This window comes from Kitasatospora sp. NPDC043950, from assembly GCF_056435345.1.
Genome location: NZ_JBWKER010000026.1, coordinates 53,862 through 69,007 on the forward strand (window position 1 = coordinate 53,862; position 15,146 = coordinate 69,007).

Consider the following 15,146-nt stretch of genomic DNA (forward strand, 5'->3'; position numbering starts at 1 on the left):
GGTGTTCGTGGAAACCAAGGACACGGCAGGCGAGGTGCGGATTCTCCAGCCGTTGCCCGGGCGCACGGCGGACGGATCGCAGGAGTTCGACCTGCGGTTGACGCGTTTGCTCCGCCTGCTCGGGGCTGAGGCCGCGCACGGGGCGGACTTCCCGAGCGCGGCCCGGTGGGAGGTCCACAAGGCGCTTTCCGGGCGTACCGACCTGCCCGAGGAGTACTTCGAGGCACTGCTGGAGGCGGCGGTCTACGACCCCAACCCGAGCTTCAACCGGCGCTTCGTCGAGCCGGCCCTGCTCGCTTTCGGCCAGCGCCGGGTACGGCTGACCCTGCTCGGCTACCTGCACACCGGCACCGACGCCGAGCGCGCCGGCGCCGCCCGGGCCTGGTACTGGACGTCCCTGTCGGTCGGGGACGGCCGCAGCACGGCCGCCGCCGACGAGGGGTCGACCGTGCGGGACGCCTGGTACGAGGCCGCGCTGCGGGAGTTCGTCGCCAACGAGGACCTGGACGTGCGGCGCTGCATCCTCCCCGGGCTGCCCCTGGTGCCGCGTGCCTACCCGTCGCGGCTGCACGCCCTGGTGGAGGCCGCGGTGGCCATCGCGAGGGCGCACCCCGACGAGTACATCCGGCACCGCGCCGAGGTCCAGGTCGGTCTCTGACCACCCCTGCCCCCGGCCCCGCTACGCCCCCCGGCGGGGCCGGGGCGGTCAGCCCGTCTTGACGGTGATCTCGCCGATGTTCGTCCCGAGGTCCAGCTTGTACTGGCCGTTCGGGTCGTTCTGGACGCCGATGTGCTTCTCGCCCAGGTCGGTCGAGGCGGTGACGTGGTAGGAGGCGGTCGGCACGGTCACGTTGATCTCGCCGTTGGAGGTCTTCGCCGTGATGTTCTGGGCCTTGCCGGGGGTGAGCTTGATCCCGCCGTTGTCGGTCTTGGCGCTGACCCGGTCACCCTTGAGCGAGGTGCCCTTGATCTCACCGTTGTCGGTGCGCACGTCGACCGGCCCGGCCACGTCGTCGAGCGTGATGTCGCCGGAGCTGGTGTGCACCGAGACGTCGCCGACCTGGGTGAGCTTGATCCCGCCCGCCGACGTCCCCCCGGTGATCGGCAGCCCCGGCGGCAGCTCGACGGTGTAGTCCACCGAGCAGTTGCGTCCGCAGCCGCCGAGCACCAGTAGGCCGCCGTCCACCCGGGTGCTCGCGCCCGGCTTGCCGCTCCGGTACGTGATGTTGCGGTGGACGGCGGCCTGGGTGGCGCCGGCCTTGCCGCGCACGGTCACCTCCCCGGCGTCGCTGTCCAGGCGGATGCCGGTGATCTTGTCCGTGACGGTGGCGTCGTCGGTGAAGTTGGTCCCGATCGGGTTGCAGGCGCTGAGCACCCCGGCGGAGAGCCCGGCGACCACGAGAGCCCCCGCGAAACGGTGGTACCTGCCCATGTTCGTCCCCCATGTGTCCTGCGCTGCTTGTTGCGCGATAGCCCCTGATGACCGCCCCCGTCCGGAGCCGTCCCGACGACAGTAACCGCACGTGGTGGCCCCGGTCGGTGGTATTAACCCCCCTAAAGCGACTCCAGCCAGCCCCCCGGCGCCGCTCCACCCACCCCCACCTGGGCCTACCCGCGCCCGCCGTCGCCCCCGCCGTCGCCCCGGGATGAATCTGTAGACCGGTCGGTATATTCGTTCCGGGGAGCTGTCAGGGCTTGCGACCCACCGCGCCGTAGATGCTGACGCGGTCGGCGCCGGAGGCGGGGGCGGTGTCGGGGCGCCAGAGGGGGACGGTGGTGATGCCGGGGTCGAGGAGGTCGAGGCCGTCGAAGAAGGCGCGGACCTCGTCCCGGGTGCGGCCGACGAGGGGGGCGGTGGCCTTGTCGTAGATGCCGGTGACGCGGTCGCGGACCTCGGCGGGGATGAAGTCGGCAGTGCCGTGCGAGAGGACGAGGTGGCTGCCGGAGGGGAGCGCGTCCATCAGTGTGTCGACCGCCTGATGGGGCTTGTCCTCGTCGCGCAGGAAGTGCAGGACGGCGGCCAGGACGAGGCCGACCGGTCGGGAGAAGTCGAGGAGCCCCGCGGCCTCGACGACGGCGAGTACGGCGGACGGCTCGCGCAGGTCGGCCTGGAGGACGGCGGTCCGCCCCGGGCCCGTGCCGGACATCAGGGCGCGGGCGTGGCTGAGCACGATCGGGTCGTTGTCGACGTAGACGACCTGCGCCCCGGGATCGGCGGCCTGGGCGATCTCGTGGGTGTTGCCGGCGGTGGGGATGCCGGTGCCGACGTCGAGGAACTGGTCGATGCCGAGGTCGGCGACGCAGCGCACCGCGCGGGTGAGGAAGCCCCGGTTGGCCCGCGCGGTGGAGCGGAACTCCGGATTGGCGGCGAGCGCCTTCTCGGCGGCGGCCCGATCGGCGGGGAAGTTGTCCTTTCCCCCGAGGTAGTAGTCGTACATCCGGGCCGGGTGCGGGATGTCGGGCCGCAGGTCGGCCGGGGTTCCGGCCTCGCCGGACTCCCACAGGTCGTCGTGTCCCACGGCCGCTGCCTCCGTCTGTTGACGATCGGGTGATCTGCTTGCAACTCCCTCGGCGGACAGCCTAAAGCCCAGGTCACGGCCCTGGTGGCGGTTGGTCAGGTCACCCCTGTATGTCCGTTTTCGTCGCCCATCGCGCGCCCCTGGTCGTCCCGGCGGAGGATGGGAGGTCCCGGCGGCGAACCGTTGTCGGGCGACGGAAGCGGAAAGACCGGGGAACAGGAGGTCCGACGCTGTGGTGATCGCTATGGCAGACATCCGCGAATGGCGCGGCCACGCCGTGGTCGACGAGAAGAGCCATCGCATCGGCTCGCTGGAGTCCGTCTACGTGGAGACGGCTACCGACCAGCCGTTCTTCGCCACCGTCGCGGTCGGCCTGGTGACCAGGCGCCGCCTGGTGTTCGTCCCGCTCGACGGGGCGGTCGTCGGGCCGGACTACGTCCAGGTGGCGTTCCCGAAGAACCAGGTCAAGCAGGCGCCGTCGATCGGCACCGACGACGTCCTGCCCGCCGAGGACGAACCGACCGTGTTCGCGCACTACGGGCTCCCGTACGAGACCGGCGCCGGTGGCGAGCGCCGCCTCGCCCGCCGCTGAGCACAGCCGCTGACCAAAGCCGCTGACCAAAGCCACTGACCAAAGCCACTGAGCAAAGTCACTGAGCAAAGCTGCTGGGCAAAGCTGCTGGGCAAAGCGGCTGAACACCGTCGCCGAACCGCCGAACACCCCAGTGCCCCCGCCCGCATCGCCCCGCCCGGGAATGGATACCCCACCGGGTACAGTTGTCAGTCGACAGTCGATGCGAAAGGCGGCCCGGACATGCAGGTGGACGAGGAGTCGGTCGGCGCGGTCCTGAACCGGCTGCGCCGTGCCCAGGGCCAGTTGGCCGGGGTGATCGCGATGATCGAGGCGGGCCGTGACTGCAAGGACGTGGTCACCCAGCTCGCGGCGGTCTCGCGCGCCCTGGACCGGGCCGGGTTCAAGATCGTGGCCAGCGGCATGCGCCAGTGCATGGCCGCCTCCGACGAGGACACCCCGCCGATGAGCGAGGCCGAGCTGGAGAAGCTGTTCCTCGCCCTGGCATAAGCCAAGAAGTCAAGAAGCCGAGAAGCGCAGAAGCCGAGAGGCGCAGCAGCGCCGGAGGGCCGCGACGGATCCCGTCGCGGCCCTCCCGGCTCTTCCGGCCCCCGGCCCCCCGGCGTCTCCGCCGAGAATTCCCGCCGCCCGCCATGGAGTTCCCGAACCGCCCGATGGGCCGTCACACGCCGTTCACGTCCCGGTCGCTGACTTTCGGATGAATGAGGGCCGCCCACAGTTGTACAGCCAACTGCCGGGCCCTCCCTTCCCCAGCCTCCGTGACCAGCCGCGCGCGGACCCGGCGCCGACCCCCGGCGGACCGGGCCCCGGGCGGCGGACAGGACAACCGTGGCCGCAGGCAGCGCCCTGACCCTCACCTCCTCCGCCAACCCCACCGAAGGCGACCGGCTCACCTTCCACTGGACGACCGACGCCCCCGACGCCAAGAACTGGGTCGGCGTGTACGACGGCGACCGCCAGCCCGGCAACGGCGGCTCCCTCCTCTGGAAGTACGTCCCGGGCACCTCCGGCGACCTCCAGCTCGACACCTCCGCGCTGACCGGCGGCCCCTACACCGCCTACCTGCTCGCCAAGGACGGCTACGGCGTCCTCGCCCGGACGGCCCCGTTCAGCTTCCGCGCCAAGCCGGCCGTCGTCCGCCCGCACAGCGCCGTGGACGCCCTCACCACCGCGCCCGTCGCCCCCGGCGCGGCGGTCTCCGTCAAGCTCGGCGGCCTCTGGTCCCGCCCGGTCGGCAACCCGGCGGGGACCGCCGTCTTCCGCAAGGTCAGCGGGCCGTCCTGGCTGAACGTCACCGCCGACGGCACGCTCACCGGCACCGCGCCCGCGGCGGGCAAGAGCCCCGAGCTGGCCGTCGTCGGCGTCAAGGACAGCGCGGGTGCCGTCGACACCGTCACCGTCCTCATCCCCGTGGTCGACCCCGCCGCGCCGCCGCGCCTCAAGGCCGCCAGCTGGAACCTGCACGACGCCGGCGCCGGGTACACCGACGCCCTGGAGAAGCAGCTGCGGGTCGTCCTCACCCAGGGCCTGGACGTCCTCGCCCTCCAGGAGACCGCCGGTGAGCGGGCGAAGACCCTGGCCGACGCGCTCGGCTGGTACGCCTACCAGAGCCCCGGCAGCGTCGGCATCCTGAGCCGCTACCCGCTCGCCGACGTCACCCCGCCGACCGCCGACCTGCCCGCCGCCGGGGCCACCGTGCAGCTCCCCGGCGGCCGGACCGTCCGCTTCTGGACCGCGCACCTCGACGAGGCCGGCTACGGCCCGTACGCGCTCCAGGACGGTCGGACGGCCGCCCAGGCGGAGGCCGCCGAGACCGCCTCGCTCCGCCTGAAGCAGGCCAGGGCCCTGGCCGCCGCGGTGCGTGCGGACATCGCCCGGCGCACCCCGGTGGTGCTCGCCGGCGCCCTCTCCTCGCCGTCCCACCTGGACTGGACGGCCGCCACCGCCGCCGCGCACGGCGGCGTCGGGGTGCTCAACTGGCCCGTCAGTGTGGCCCTTCAGGGCGCGGGGCTGACCGACACCTTCCGCGAGGAGCACCGCGACCCGGTCAGGTTCCCGGGCGCGACCTGGTCGCCCACCCGCAAGCAGCGCGGCGCCAAGCCCGAGCCGCAGGACCGCATCGACTACGTCCAGTACGCCGGCTCGCTGAAGCTGGTCGAGGCGCACACCCTGGTCGCCGACTGGCCGCAGCCCGAGCCGAACACCGCCGCCAACGAGTGGCCCTCCGACACCGCCGCCGCCGTCGCCACTTTCCAGCTCTGAGAGGCCAGTTCGTGATGTCCGAGCTCTCCCGCCGCACCTTCGTCGGCGCCACCGCGGCCGTCGGCGCCACCGCCCTGACCGGATTGGGCGCCGCCCCCGCCGAGGCAGCCCCCGCCGCCGCCGCTGCCGCCTCCGGCCGGCTGACGGGCACCATCAAGGACGTCAAGCACGTCGTCGTGCTGATGCAGGAGAACCGCAGCTTCGACCACTACTTCGGCACGCTCAGCGGCGTCCGCGGCTTCGGCGACAAGCAGGCGCTCCAATTCCCGGACGGCGCCGACGTGTTCCGCCAGCCGGACAGCCGTCGCAGCGACGGCGGCGCCATGCTGCCGTACCGGATGGACACCTCGAAGTACAACGCGCAGAACGCCGGCGGCCTGCCCCACGACTGGGCGACCGGCCACCAGGCGATCAACAACGGCGCGATGAACAAGTGGATCGCCGCCAAGGGCGAGCGCACCATGGGCTACTTCACCCGGGACGACATCCCCTACCAGTACGCCCTGGCCGACGCGTTCACCCTCTGCGACGCCTACTTCACCTCCCTCGCCGGCCCGACCGACCCCAACCGGCTCTACCTCTGGACGGGCACCTCCGGTCCCGGCCGCGACGGCACCACCGGGCCCTGGATCGACAACACCCCGGTCACCGACAACCCCGTCGCCGACTGGACCACCTACGCCGAGCGCCTGGAACAGGCCGGCGTCAGCTGGCGGGTCTACCACAACCCCAGCAAGGACGACCGCACCGGCGACTACGACGACAACGCCCTCTCCTACTTCAAGCAGTTCCACAACTTCCCTCCCACCGACCCGCGTTACATCAACGCGATGACCAAGTTCGACCCGGCCGCCTTCGACCGCCACTGCAAGGACGGCACCCTGCCGACCATCTCCTGGCTGGTCGCCCCCTACCTCTTCTCCGAGCACCCGGAGGCCGGCCCGGCGTACGGGGCGCACTGGGTCGACCAGGCCCTCCAGTCGCTGATGTCCAACCCGGCCGTGTGGCAGCACACCGTCTTCCTGGTCATGTACGACGAGAACGACGGCTACTTCGACCACATGGTCCCGCCCACCCCCGAGCCCGGCACCCCCGAGGAGTTCACCCAGGGCCGCGCCATCGGCCTCGGCAACCGCGTCCCGCTGTGGGTCGTCTCGCCCTGGTCGCGCGGCGGTTGGGTCAACTCCCAGGTCTTCGACCACACTTCCGTGCTGCGCTTCATGGAGCTGGTCACGGGCGTCGCCGAGCCGAACATCTCGGCCTGGCGCCGGTCCGTCTGCGGTGACCTCACCAGCTGCTTCGACTTCGCCGCGCCGAACCCGTCCGTCCCGTCGCTGCCCGACACCACGGCCCTGATGGCCAGGGCCGACGCGGGCACCAAGCTGCCCGGCGTCGCCCTCCCGGCGGTCGGAGCCCAGGCGATGCCCGTCCAGGAGCGCGGCGAGCGCCCGCACCGCCCGCTGCCCTACCAGCCGTGGGCCGACGTGGAGGTGGACCGCAAGACCGGCAAGGTCACCTGCACGATGAGCAACGACGGTTCGGTGGCCTTCCCGTACACCGTCTACCCGAACATCGCGCTGCCCTTCGCGGGCACCCCGTACACCGTCGCCCCCGGCGCCACCGCCCGGTACGTCTGGGACGCCGCCGCCACCAACGGCCGCTACGACTTCACCGTCCACGGCCCGGACGGCTTCGTCCGCCGCTTCGCCGGCACCGTGGTCCGGGACGGGCAGGACGGCCAGAACGACATCGGCGTACCGATCGTCACCGCCGACCTGCACGGCAGCGTGCGGCTCACCTTGCAGGTGGCCAACGACGGCATGACCGACGTCTCCTTCACCGCCGCGCCCAACGACTTCGCCGGCACCGCGCAGACCGTCCGGGTCAAGCCCGGGCAGCAGGCGAACCTGTCCTGGCCGCTGGACAAGCAGGGCCGCTACGACGTCGTCGTCACCGCCCACACCGGCCTGCGCTTCGTACAGCGCTACGCGGGCTGGGTGCACTGACCCGGTGGCGGCGGGCCGCGGGCCGGGGGCGCCGAACCGGTGACCCCCGGCCGTGGCTCGGCCGTCCGGGCGGGGCCCGGGGCTACCGTCGGGCGCATGCAGAAGATCACCACCTTCCTCTGGTTCGACGACCAGGCCGAAGCGGCCGCCACCTTCTACACCTCGCTCTTCCCCAACTCCCGCATCACGCAGGTCACCCGCTACCCCGAGACCGGCCCCGGCGGAGCCGGCTCGGTCATGACCGTCGCCTTCGAACTCGCCGGGCGGGAGTACGCGGCCCTCAACGGCGGCCCCGAGTTCCACTTCACCGAGGCCATGTCGCTGCAGGTGGAGTGCGACGGCCAGCAGGAGGTCGACGAGCTCTGGGCCAAGCTCACCGCCGACGGCGGCCAGGCGGGCCCGTGCGGCTGGCTCAAGGACCGCTTCGGCCTCTCCTGGCAGATCACCCCGCGCGTCCTGCTCGACCTGATCGCCGACGAGGACCGGGCCAAGGCCGGCCGGGTGATGGCGACGATGATGCGGATGCAGAAGATCGAGGTCCAGCCGCTGCTCGACGCGGCCAGGGGCTGACGCGATGGCCGCGCCCGCCCTCCGCAGCACCCTCTACCTGCGCGCCACCCCCGAGCGGGTCTGGCACGCCCTCACCAACGCCGACGAGTCCGGCCTCTACTGGGGCCACCGCAACGTCTCCACCTGGCTGCCCGGCGCGCCCTGGGAGCACCAGCGCGCCGACGGCTCCGGGACGGCCGACGCGATCGGCGTCGTCGAGGCCGCCGACCGCCCGCACCGGCTGGTCACCACCTGGGCGGCGCCCGGGGAGCGGCGCCCGGGCGGTCCCTCCAAGGTCACCTTCGAACTCCGGGGCTGGCACGACCTCACCCGGCTCACCGTCACCCACGACCAGCTGGCCGACGAGGCCGAGCGGGCGGACGTCGAGCGGGGCTGGTCGGCGGTGCTGTCCAACCTGAAGACCTACCTGGAGACCGGCCACCCGCTCCCGCAGGAACCCTGGTCGATGCCCTGAGCCCCCAAGCCCCCCAAGCCCCCGCCCCCCGGAGTCCGACGCGGGCTCAGCGCCCGGCCCGCACCGCCGGGCGCGCCCGCTCGCCCCGGACGAACCGGCGCAGCCCGGCGAACCGCGAGAACCGCTCCCGGCTCGCCACCGAGGCCCGGTCCAGCTCCTCCATCAGCCGCCGGCTGCGGTGCTCCAGGTCCAGTTCGTCCAGGATCCGGTCCACCTCGGCCAGTATCGAACCGTGCAACTGCCACGCCTCGGGGTGCTCCCGCACCTTCTGCAGCAGTACCTGGGCGACGTTCTCCCGGCAGGTCCAGGCCGCGGCCAGCTCGGCGGTCAGCCGCCGCTCCGCCTCCTCGGCACTGCGGCTCACCTGGGTGGTGACCAGCACCGCGAAGCTGACCATGGCCCCGCCGACGTGCGCCAGCAGTTCCTCCAGGCCCACCGCGACGTCCGGCGGGAACAGCCGCTCGCCGGGCGCGCGCCGCTTGGCCAGGTCGGTCAGCGAGCGCGCCAGCACCCGGATCACCACCACGCAGATCTCCAGGGTGTCCAGCCCGGTGCGCAGCACCAGCCGGGACAGCAGCCCGTCGTTGATCCGCGGATTGAGCCGCAGGCTGTCCTCCGCCTGGCGCAGTGCCACGTCCACGTCGGCGATGGCGTGGTCGAGCCGGCGGGCCTCGTGCAGCTGCTCGGCGGCCCGGGCGACCGGGGTCGGACGGCCCAACTGCTCGGCGATGTCCAGCAGCAGCTGGCGGGCCCGCCGGGCGAGGTCCTCGATCGATTCCCCGGCGGTGTCCACCCAGACCGGCGGGGCGAACAGCAGGTTGAACAGCAGGCCGACGGCGGCGCCGATCAGTGTCTCCAGCACCCGGTCCCAGGCCTGCGAGGCGAGCCCGCTGACGCCGAGGATCAGCATGGCGCTGATCGCGACCTCCTGGACGAACTCCTCGACCCGGACGAACCGGCCGACGACCAGCGAGGCCAGGATGATCAGCCCGAGGCTCCACCAGGAGAGCCCCACCACGGCGCTGAAGCCGGTCGCGATCAGCACGCCGACCACCACCGAGTTGACCCGGCGGATGCTGGTCTTGAGCGTCGAGTAGACGGTGACCTGCACCACCAGCAGCGCGGTGAGCGGGGCCGTCAGCGGGGCCGGCTCGCTGCTGAGCCGGGTGGCCACCGCGAAGGCGAGGGTGGCGGCCACGGTGGCCCGCACGGTCTGGACGACGAAGGGTTCTCGGGCACCGCGGCGGATCAGGGCCGTGAGGGACTCCGGGAGAAGGGCCATGTCGCCCTTCTTTCCCCGTGGTCGCCCTTCACACCGCCGAGCCGTCCGACCGGCACCCGTATGCCCGGGCCCTGGCTCTGACCCGGGTGAGGGTCACGGCCCGGCGGGCTACGGCCTACCGCGGGTCCTGGCGGTTCAGCCGCAGCTTCCAGGGCGCCAGCGCCGACTCGACCTGCACCCCGATGCTCATCTTCGACGCGCCCTCGATCCGCTCCTCGAAGCGGATCGGCACCTCGCGGATCGTCAGGCCGCGCTGGACGACCCGGTAGTTCATCTCGACCTGGAACGAGTACCCGCTGCTCTGCACGGTCGGCAGGTCGATCGCCCGCAGGGTGCTCGCCCGCCAGGCCTTGAAACCGGCGGTGGCGTCCCGGACGCCCAGGCCGAGGATGGTGTTGACGTAGAGGTTGGCCCAGGCGGAGAGGGCCTTGCGGTGCCAGGGCCACTCCGCGGCGGTCGAACCGCCGGGCACGTAGCGGGAGCCGAGCACCACGGCGGTGTCGTCGGCCAGCAGGGCCTGGACCATCGCGGGTATCGCCGAGGCCGGGTGCGAGAGGTCGGCGTCCATCTGGACCACGACGTCGGCGTCCTCGTCCAGGGCCCGGGCCATGCCGGCCAGGTAGGCGCGGCCGAGGCCGTCCTTCTCGGTGCGGTGCAGCACGCCGACGGTGCCGCCGGACTCCGCGGCGAGCTTGTCCGCGATCTCGCCGGTGCCGTCCGGCGAGTTGTCGTCGACCACCAGCAGGTGCAGGCCCGGTACCGGGAGGTCCGCGAGAAGACCCGCGAGGACCGGAAGGTTCTCCCGCTCGTTGTACGTGGGGACGACGACAACGACCTTCGGGGAGGCCTCGACCATGTTCTGTTTCCCTCGTGCCCTTTCCGGCCGGCACCCGTGCCACGCCGGACGGTTGTCCTTGACGACCTGCTGTGGATGAGACCGTGTGAGTGTATCGGTGCGGCGGACGGTTCCTCGCCCCGGGTGACGGGCTGGGCACGGCCGGCCACGGCCCGGAAATCCGTTCGACCGCGATGCGTGCCCGGGGCGCCGCGGCACCGCCCCGATCCGTCGTTCCGGGAAATTTCTGCGACGGCCCCTCGCAGACGGTCCCTCGCAGCCCCCGACGGGCTACGCCCCGCCGTAGACGGTCGCGAGGTTGTCCCGGGCCGGGTGGGTCAGGCCGGCCGGGCCGGCGGCGAAGGTGCGCAGGACGTTCTCGGTGACCCGGCGGACCAGGTCCCCGGTCCGGGCGTCGATCCCGTGGTCGGCGCTGCCGCCCCCGGGCCCGTGCGCGTCCAGGGCCTCCACCCAGCGCATCGTCCCGGAGGCGAACACCCCGGCGCCGCCCGGCACGGTGTAGTACGCGGTGTCGGAATGCGAGCGGCGGCCCTCGCAGACCACGGGGGAGTGCGCGATCACCTCGATCGGACGCGGGGTGGGGAAGGCGGTGTCCACCCGGTCGTACTCGACGCCGACCAGGTGCGGGAACGACGCCCCGGCGGCGACGCCGGTGCCCTCGAACGCCCAGTGCTCCGGCGAGCCGACCACGTACGGGGCGTCCACCGGGTAGCCGTCGTAGATCACGCCGAGCATCGAGCTCTCCGGGTCGGCGCCCGGGCCGGCCCGGAAGTCGGTGGTCGCCGGGGCGCCGGCCTGGTGGCCCGGGTCCTGCGCCCACGCGTCCTTGTAGCAGACCACCGTCCGGTCCGGGCCCAGCTCCGAGGGCTCGAAGCGGACCCGGCGGAAGCAGCAATTGGCCCCCAGGACCGCCAGGTTGGTGCCGGCGTCCCGGGCCGCGACCACCTGGGCGCGCTGCTCGGGGGACCAGTACTCGTCGTGGCCGAGGGAGAGGACGGCACTCGCGCCGTGCAGCAGCCCGGGCTCCCGGGCCACGTCGATCCCGGTGGTGTAGGCGAGCGGCAGCCCGAGCCGCTCGGCGAGCGCGACCAGCGGCGCCTCGTACACCAGGAACAGCCCGGCGCCGTGGTCGTAGTCGTAGGGCCGGTCGAAGACCACCCGCAGCGAGCGGGTGGCCAGACCGCCGGTGGGGCCGTTGTAGAGGCTGTACCCGCCCCACTCGTTGTACGCCTGCCAGGTGGCGGGGGCGCTCATCACGACCGTCCGCCCGGCGGTGGCGGCGGAGCGGACGGTGAGCGGGACGTAGCGCTGGCCGGAGCCGTCCTCGGCGTCCAGGCGCAGCAGGTAGGCGCCCTCGGGCCAGCCGGTGGTGTCCACGGCGAGGGTGCGCTGCCAGCCGGTCAGCACGGTCCTGGTCGCGGGGTCCACGCGCGGGGCGGGCTGCCGGCCGCCCGGGACGTGCTCGCGGCGCCAGACCAGGCGGGCGCGGGCGCCGTCGTACCAGCCGGTGCGGTAGGCGGAGACGGTGAAGGCGGCGGCCGGGGTGGAGACGTGCAGGCCGAACTGCTCACCGGGCAGCACGCTGACCCGGTCGGCGAAGCCCTCGATGGCGTCGGCGGGGCCGGGGTCGGTGATCTCCCAGTCGGGCGCGCCGGGTAGGGACTGCTCCGGCGGGACGCCCACGTGCTGGGCGGCGGCGGTCGGGGCGGCGTCGTCGGGGGAGGGGCGCGGGGCGGGACCGTCGGACGAGGAGTGCGGGGCGGGGTCCGGGCGGTGGGTGCCGCAGGAGGCGGTGGCCGCCGCCAGCAGGCCCAGGCCCAGAATGCCCCGCCGACTCGGTTCCGCCACCGCTGCCTCCCTGGTGTCCGTTCTCGGCAAACCTGCACGCATCCGTCGATCGCGCGGATATCCTCGCCCGTTCCGGGCAGTGCGTGCGGCCCGCCGCGCCGGGACGGCCGGCACGACGGGGCGCCGTCCGCCACCGCTGAGGGCCGTCCGGGGCACCCCTGGCGTGTCCGGACGCGCTGCTCCCCGGCGGCACCGGTCCGGTCCCCTAGCCTGACCAGGCCCGCCGTCCGGCGGCCTTTGGGGGGCCGGAGCCGAGCGCGGCCGGCCGACTGGTGGACAGGGGTGCACGTGGTGTCGTCGGGTTCGGCCGATCCGGGGGTGGCACCCGCGACCCGCGGCGCGAGGTTCCGGGCGTGGATGCTGGAAGGCCTGTCGGACATGGCCAAGCAGCACCCCGGCCCGCATGCCGAGGCGCCGCACGTCAAGGGCCAGCGCTGGTGGCGGGTGATGTGCCTGACCGGCCTGGACTACTTCTCCACGCTCGGCTACCAGCCCGGCATCGCCGCCCTCGCCGCCGGCCTGCTCTCGCCGCTGGCGACCATCGTGCTGGTGATCGTCACGCTGCTCGGCGCCCTGCCCGTCTACCGGCGGGTCGCCCAGGAGAGCCCGCACGGCCAGGGCTCGATCGCCATGCTGGAGCGGCTGCTGTCGTTCTGGCAGGGCAAGCTCTTCGTGCTCACGCTGCTCGGCTTCGCGGCCACCGACTTCATGATCACCATCACCCTGTCGGCCGCCGACGCGACCGCGCACCTGGTGGAGAACCCGCATCTGCACAGCCTGCTGACCGGCAAGCAGGTGACGATCACCCTCATCATGGTGGCCCTGCTCGGCGGGGTCTTCCTCAAGGGCTTCAGCGAGGCGATCGGCATCGCCGTCGTCCTGGTCGCGGTCTACCTCGCGCTGAACGTCGTGGTGGTGACCAACGGACTCTGGCACGTGCTGAAGGCCCCGCACGTCGTCGGCGACTGGACCGACGCGCTCACCGCGGAGCACGGCAACGTGATCGCGATGATCGGCGTCGCGCTGATCGTCTTCCCGAAGCTGGCGCTCGGCCTGTCCGGCTTCGAGACCGGCGTCGCCGTGATGCCGCACATCGAGGGCGACCCGGACGACACCGAGGAGAAGCCCACCGGCAGGATCCGCGGCGCCCGCAAGCTGCTCACCACCGCGGCCGCGATCATGAGCTGCTTCCTGATCACCACCAGCCTCATCACCACCCTGCTGATCCCCGCGGACGCCTTCAAGGCCGGCGGGCAGGCCAACGGGCGGGCGCTCGCCTACCTCGCCCACCAGAACCTCGGCAACACCTTCGGCAGCGTCTACGACCTGTCCACGATCGCCATCCTCTGGTTCGCCGGCGCCTCCGCGATGGCCGGACTGCTCAACCTGATGCCGCGCTACCTGCCCCGCTACGGCATGGCCCCGCACTGGGCCCGCGCGGTGCGGCCCACCGTGATCGTCCTCACCCTGATCGCCTTCCTGGTCACCTGGCTGTTCGACGCCAACGTGGACGCCCAGGGCGGCGCGTACGCGACCGGCGTGCTGGTGCTGATCAGCTCGGCCGCCATCGCCGTCACCATCGCCGCCCACAAGTCGGGGCAGCGCCGCAGGACGGTCGGCTTCGCCGCGATCGCCGGGGTCTTCCTCTACACCACGGCCGTGAACATCGCCGAGCGGCCGGACGGCGTCAAGATCGGCGGCTGCTTCATCGCCGGCATCATGCTGGTCTCCTTCCTCTCCCGGCTCAAGCGGGCCTTCGAACTGCGCGTCACCGACGTGGTGCTCGATGTCGTCGCCGAACGCTTCGTCCGGGACTACACGTACCGCCCGCTGCGGCTGATCGCCAACGAGCCGAACAGCCGGGACCTCGCCGAGTACCGCGACAAGATCCGCCAGATCCGCGCCGACAACGACATCCCGACCGAGGACGACCTGGTCTTCGTCGAGGTCACCGTGCTCGACCCGTCCGACTTCGAGGCCGAACTGACCGTGCGCGGCGAGGTGCTGCACGACCGCTACCGGGTGCTGACGCTGCAGAGCTCCAGCGTGCCGAACGCGCTGGCCGCCCTGCTGCTGCGGGTGCGGGACCTCACCGGGCAGCAGCCGCACATCTACTTCGAGTGGACCGAGGGCAACCCCTTCGCCCAGTTCCTCAGGTTCTTCCTCTTCGGCCAGGGCGAGATCGCCCCCGTCACCCGCGAAGTCCTGCGCGAGGCCGAACCGGACCGCAGCCGCCGCCCGGCCGTCCACGTCGGCTGACGGCGCCTCCCCGCCGAACGGGTCGGCCGCCTCCGCCTCCTGCCACCGGCGGTCCGGGGCGGCGGCAGCCCGGGTCGTCCGGGTCAGCGGCTCGGGTGGGACTTGCTCCAGGCCGGGGCGACGAAGGCCACCAGGGCGACGGCGAAGCCGAGTTGGAGAAGGTGTCGGATCCAGTCGATGCCCGAGGTGTGGCGGACGCCGATCCATCCGGAGACGGCGTTGCCGAGCCAGGCACCGGCGGCGCCGAGCAGCATCGTCAGCCACCAGGGGATCGACTGCGGCCCGCGCAGGATCAGCTTGGCCAGTACGCCCAGCACGAAGCCGATGAGCAGAATCCACAGGAGCTGGAACATCGCAGTCCACCTTCCGGGCGCGGCCGGACTGACACCGGTGCGCCGAATCGCCGAGACGCGGTTCGTCCCATGATCGCCCGGATCGGCCGAACGGGCACGTCGGGAGCTTCTACGGCTCCGGCCGCGCCTGCTCGGTCCCGAGCTT

At 72.7% G+C, this 15,146-nt stretch carries 14 protein-coding genes; 8 read left to right on the forward strand and 6 right to left on the reverse strand.

Annotation, left to right across the window (positions count from 1 at the left end; all coding sequences use genetic code 11):
• The first annotated feature begins 7 nt into the window (after positions 1–7).
• Positions 8–658 carry a hypothetical protein gene (locus AC07BF_RS18970; RefSeq protein ID WP_363582583.1) on the forward strand — a complete coding sequence of 217 codons (651 nt, stop codon included), beginning with the start codon at positions 8–10 and terminating at the stop codon, positions 656–658.
• A gap of 48 nt (positions 659–706) precedes the next feature.
• On the opposite strand, the gene AC07BF_RS18975 is transcribed toward AC07BF_RS18970, so the two are convergent.
• Together AC07BF_RS18975 and AC07BF_RS18980 are read right to left on the reverse strand one after the other, a co-directional pair.
• The gene (locus tag AC07BF_RS18975; RefSeq protein ID WP_363582585.1) at positions 707–1,432 is read right to left on the reverse strand and encodes a DUF4097 family beta strand repeat-containing protein; all 726 of its coding nucleotides are present in this window, start codon (positions 1,430–1,432) and stop codon (positions 707–709) included.
• A gap of 256 nt (positions 1,433–1,688) precedes the next feature.
• Positions 1,689–2,519 carry an SAM-dependent methyltransferase gene (locus AC07BF_RS18980; RefSeq protein WP_363582587.1) on the reverse strand — a complete coding sequence of 277 codons (831 nt, stop codon included), beginning with the start codon at positions 2,517–2,519 and terminating at the stop codon, positions 1,689–1,691.
• A gap of 244 nt (positions 2,520–2,763) precedes the next feature.
• Here AC07BF_RS18980 and AC07BF_RS18985 point away from each other — a divergent pair, with 244 nt between their 5' ends.
• The 6 genes from AC07BF_RS18985 (at position 2,764) to AC07BF_RS19010 (ending at position 8,403) form a co-directional block, all read left to right on the forward strand.
• The gene (locus AC07BF_RS18985; RefSeq protein WP_400805768.1) at positions 2,764–3,111 is read left to right on the forward strand and encodes a PRC-barrel domain-containing protein; all 348 of its coding nucleotides are present in this window, start codon (positions 2,764–2,766) and stop codon (positions 3,109–3,111) included.
• Positions 3,112–3,333: 222 nt separating this feature from the next.
• Positions 3,334–3,600 carry a metal-sensitive transcriptional regulator gene (locus AC07BF_RS18990; protein ID WP_363582589.1) on the forward strand — a complete coding sequence of 89 codons (267 nt, stop codon included), beginning with the start codon at positions 3,334–3,336 and terminating at the stop codon, positions 3,598–3,600.
• A 339-nt stretch (positions 3,601–3,939) separates the two neighbouring features.
• Positions 3,940–5,373: an endonuclease/exonuclease/phosphatase family protein gene (locus tag AC07BF_RS18995; protein ID WP_478333627.1), complete on the forward strand. Its 1,434-nt coding sequence runs from the start codon at positions 3,940–3,942 to the stop codon at positions 5,371–5,373.
• A 14-nt stretch (positions 5,374–5,387) separates the two neighbouring features.
• Positions 5,388–7,379, forward strand: a complete 1,992-nt coding sequence (locus AC07BF_RS19000) for a phosphocholine-specific phospholipase C (RefSeq protein WP_478333628.1) — start codon at positions 5,388–5,390, stop codon at positions 7,377–7,379.
• A gap of 96 nt (positions 7,380–7,475) precedes the next feature.
• Entirely contained in the window at positions 7,476–7,949 is a 474-nt protein-coding gene (locus tag AC07BF_RS19005) for a VOC family protein (RefSeq protein WP_363582595.1), read from the forward strand.
• Between the two features lie 4 nt (positions 7,950–7,953).
• A complete protein-coding gene (locus tag AC07BF_RS19010) occupies positions 7,954–8,403 on the forward strand; it encodes an SRPBCC domain-containing protein (protein ID WP_363582597.1) in 450 nt (149 codons plus the stop codon).
• A 46-nt stretch (positions 8,404–8,449) separates the two neighbouring features.
• Here AC07BF_RS19010 and AC07BF_RS19015 read toward each other — a convergent pair whose 3' ends face one another.
• From AC07BF_RS19015 to AC07BF_RS19025, 3 genes are all read right to left on the reverse strand, one after another.
• The gene (locus AC07BF_RS19015) at positions 8,450–9,685 is read right to left on the reverse strand and encodes an FUSC family protein (RefSeq protein WP_363374742.1); all 1,236 of its coding nucleotides are present in this window, start codon (positions 9,683–9,685) and stop codon (positions 8,450–8,452) included.
• A 115-nt stretch (positions 9,686–9,800) separates the two neighbouring features.
• Entirely contained in the window at positions 9,801–10,541 is a 741-nt protein-coding gene (locus AC07BF_RS19020) for a polyprenol monophosphomannose synthase (RefSeq protein WP_063350695.1), read from the reverse strand.
• Between the two features lie 270 nt (positions 10,542–10,811).
• Positions 10,812–12,431, reverse strand: coding sequence for a N,N-dimethylformamidase beta subunit family domain-containing protein (locus AC07BF_RS19025; RefSeq protein ID WP_478333629.1), 1,620 nt, complete (start codon positions 12,429–12,431; stop codon positions 10,812–10,814).
• Between the two features lie 315 nt (positions 12,432–12,746).
• Between AC07BF_RS19025 and AC07BF_RS19030 the strand changes: the two genes are divergently transcribed.
• Complete coding sequence (locus tag AC07BF_RS19030) at positions 12,747–14,648, forward strand: APC family permease (protein WP_363582601.1); 1,902 nt, start codon at positions 12,747–12,749, stop codon at positions 14,646–14,648.
• 83 nt (positions 14,649–14,731) lie between these two features.
• On the opposite strand, the gene AC07BF_RS19035 is transcribed toward AC07BF_RS19030, so the two are convergent.
• On the reverse strand, positions 14,732–15,001 hold the full coding sequence (locus AC07BF_RS19035) for a GlsB/YeaQ/YmgE family stress response membrane protein (protein WP_363582603.1): 270 nt from the start codon (positions 14,999–15,001) through the stop codon (positions 14,732–14,734).
• Positions 15,002–15,146: the final 145 nt, after the last annotated feature.

Coding starts and splice junctions, on each gene's coding strand:
- AC07BF_RS18975 (WP_363582585.1), bottom strand. CDS start 1,432: ATGGGCAGGTACCACCGTTTCGCGGGGGCTCTCGTGGTCGCCGGGCTC.
- AC07BF_RS18985 (WP_400805768.1), top strand. CDS start 2,764: ATGGCAGACATCCGCGAATGGCGCGGCCACGCCGTGGTCGACGAGAAG.
- AC07BF_RS18990 (WP_363582589.1), top strand. CDS start 3,334: ATGCAGGTGGACGAGGAGTCGGTCGGCGCGGTCCTGAACCGGCTGCGC.
- AC07BF_RS19000 (WP_478333628.1), top strand. CDS start 5,388: ATGTCCGAGCTCTCCCGCCGCACCTTCGTCGGCGCCACCGCGGCCGTC.
- AC07BF_RS19005 (WP_363582595.1), top strand. CDS start 7,476: ATGCAGAAGATCACCACCTTCCTCTGGTTCGACGACCAGGCCGAAGCG.
- AC07BF_RS19010 (WP_363582597.1), top strand. CDS start 7,954: ATGGCCGCGCCCGCCCTCCGCAGCACCCTCTACCTGCGCGCCACCCCC.
- AC07BF_RS19015 (WP_363374742.1), bottom strand. CDS start 9,685: ATGGCCCTTCTCCCGGAGTCCCTCACGGCCCTGATCCGCCGCGGTGCC.
- AC07BF_RS19020 (WP_063350695.1), bottom strand. CDS start 10,541: ATGGTCGAGGCCTCCCCGAAGGTCGTTGTCGTCGTCCCCACGTACAAC.
- AC07BF_RS19025 (WP_478333629.1), bottom strand. CDS start 12,431: ATGCGTGCAGGTTTGCCGAGAACGGACACCAGGGAGGCAGCGGTGGCG.
- AC07BF_RS19030 (WP_363582601.1), top strand. CDS start 12,747: ATGCTGGAAGGCCTGTCGGACATGGCCAAGCAGCACCCCGGCCCGCAT.
- AC07BF_RS19035 (WP_363582603.1), bottom strand. CDS start 15,001: ATGTTCCAGCTCCTGTGGATTCTGCTCATCGGCTTCGTGCTGGGCGTA.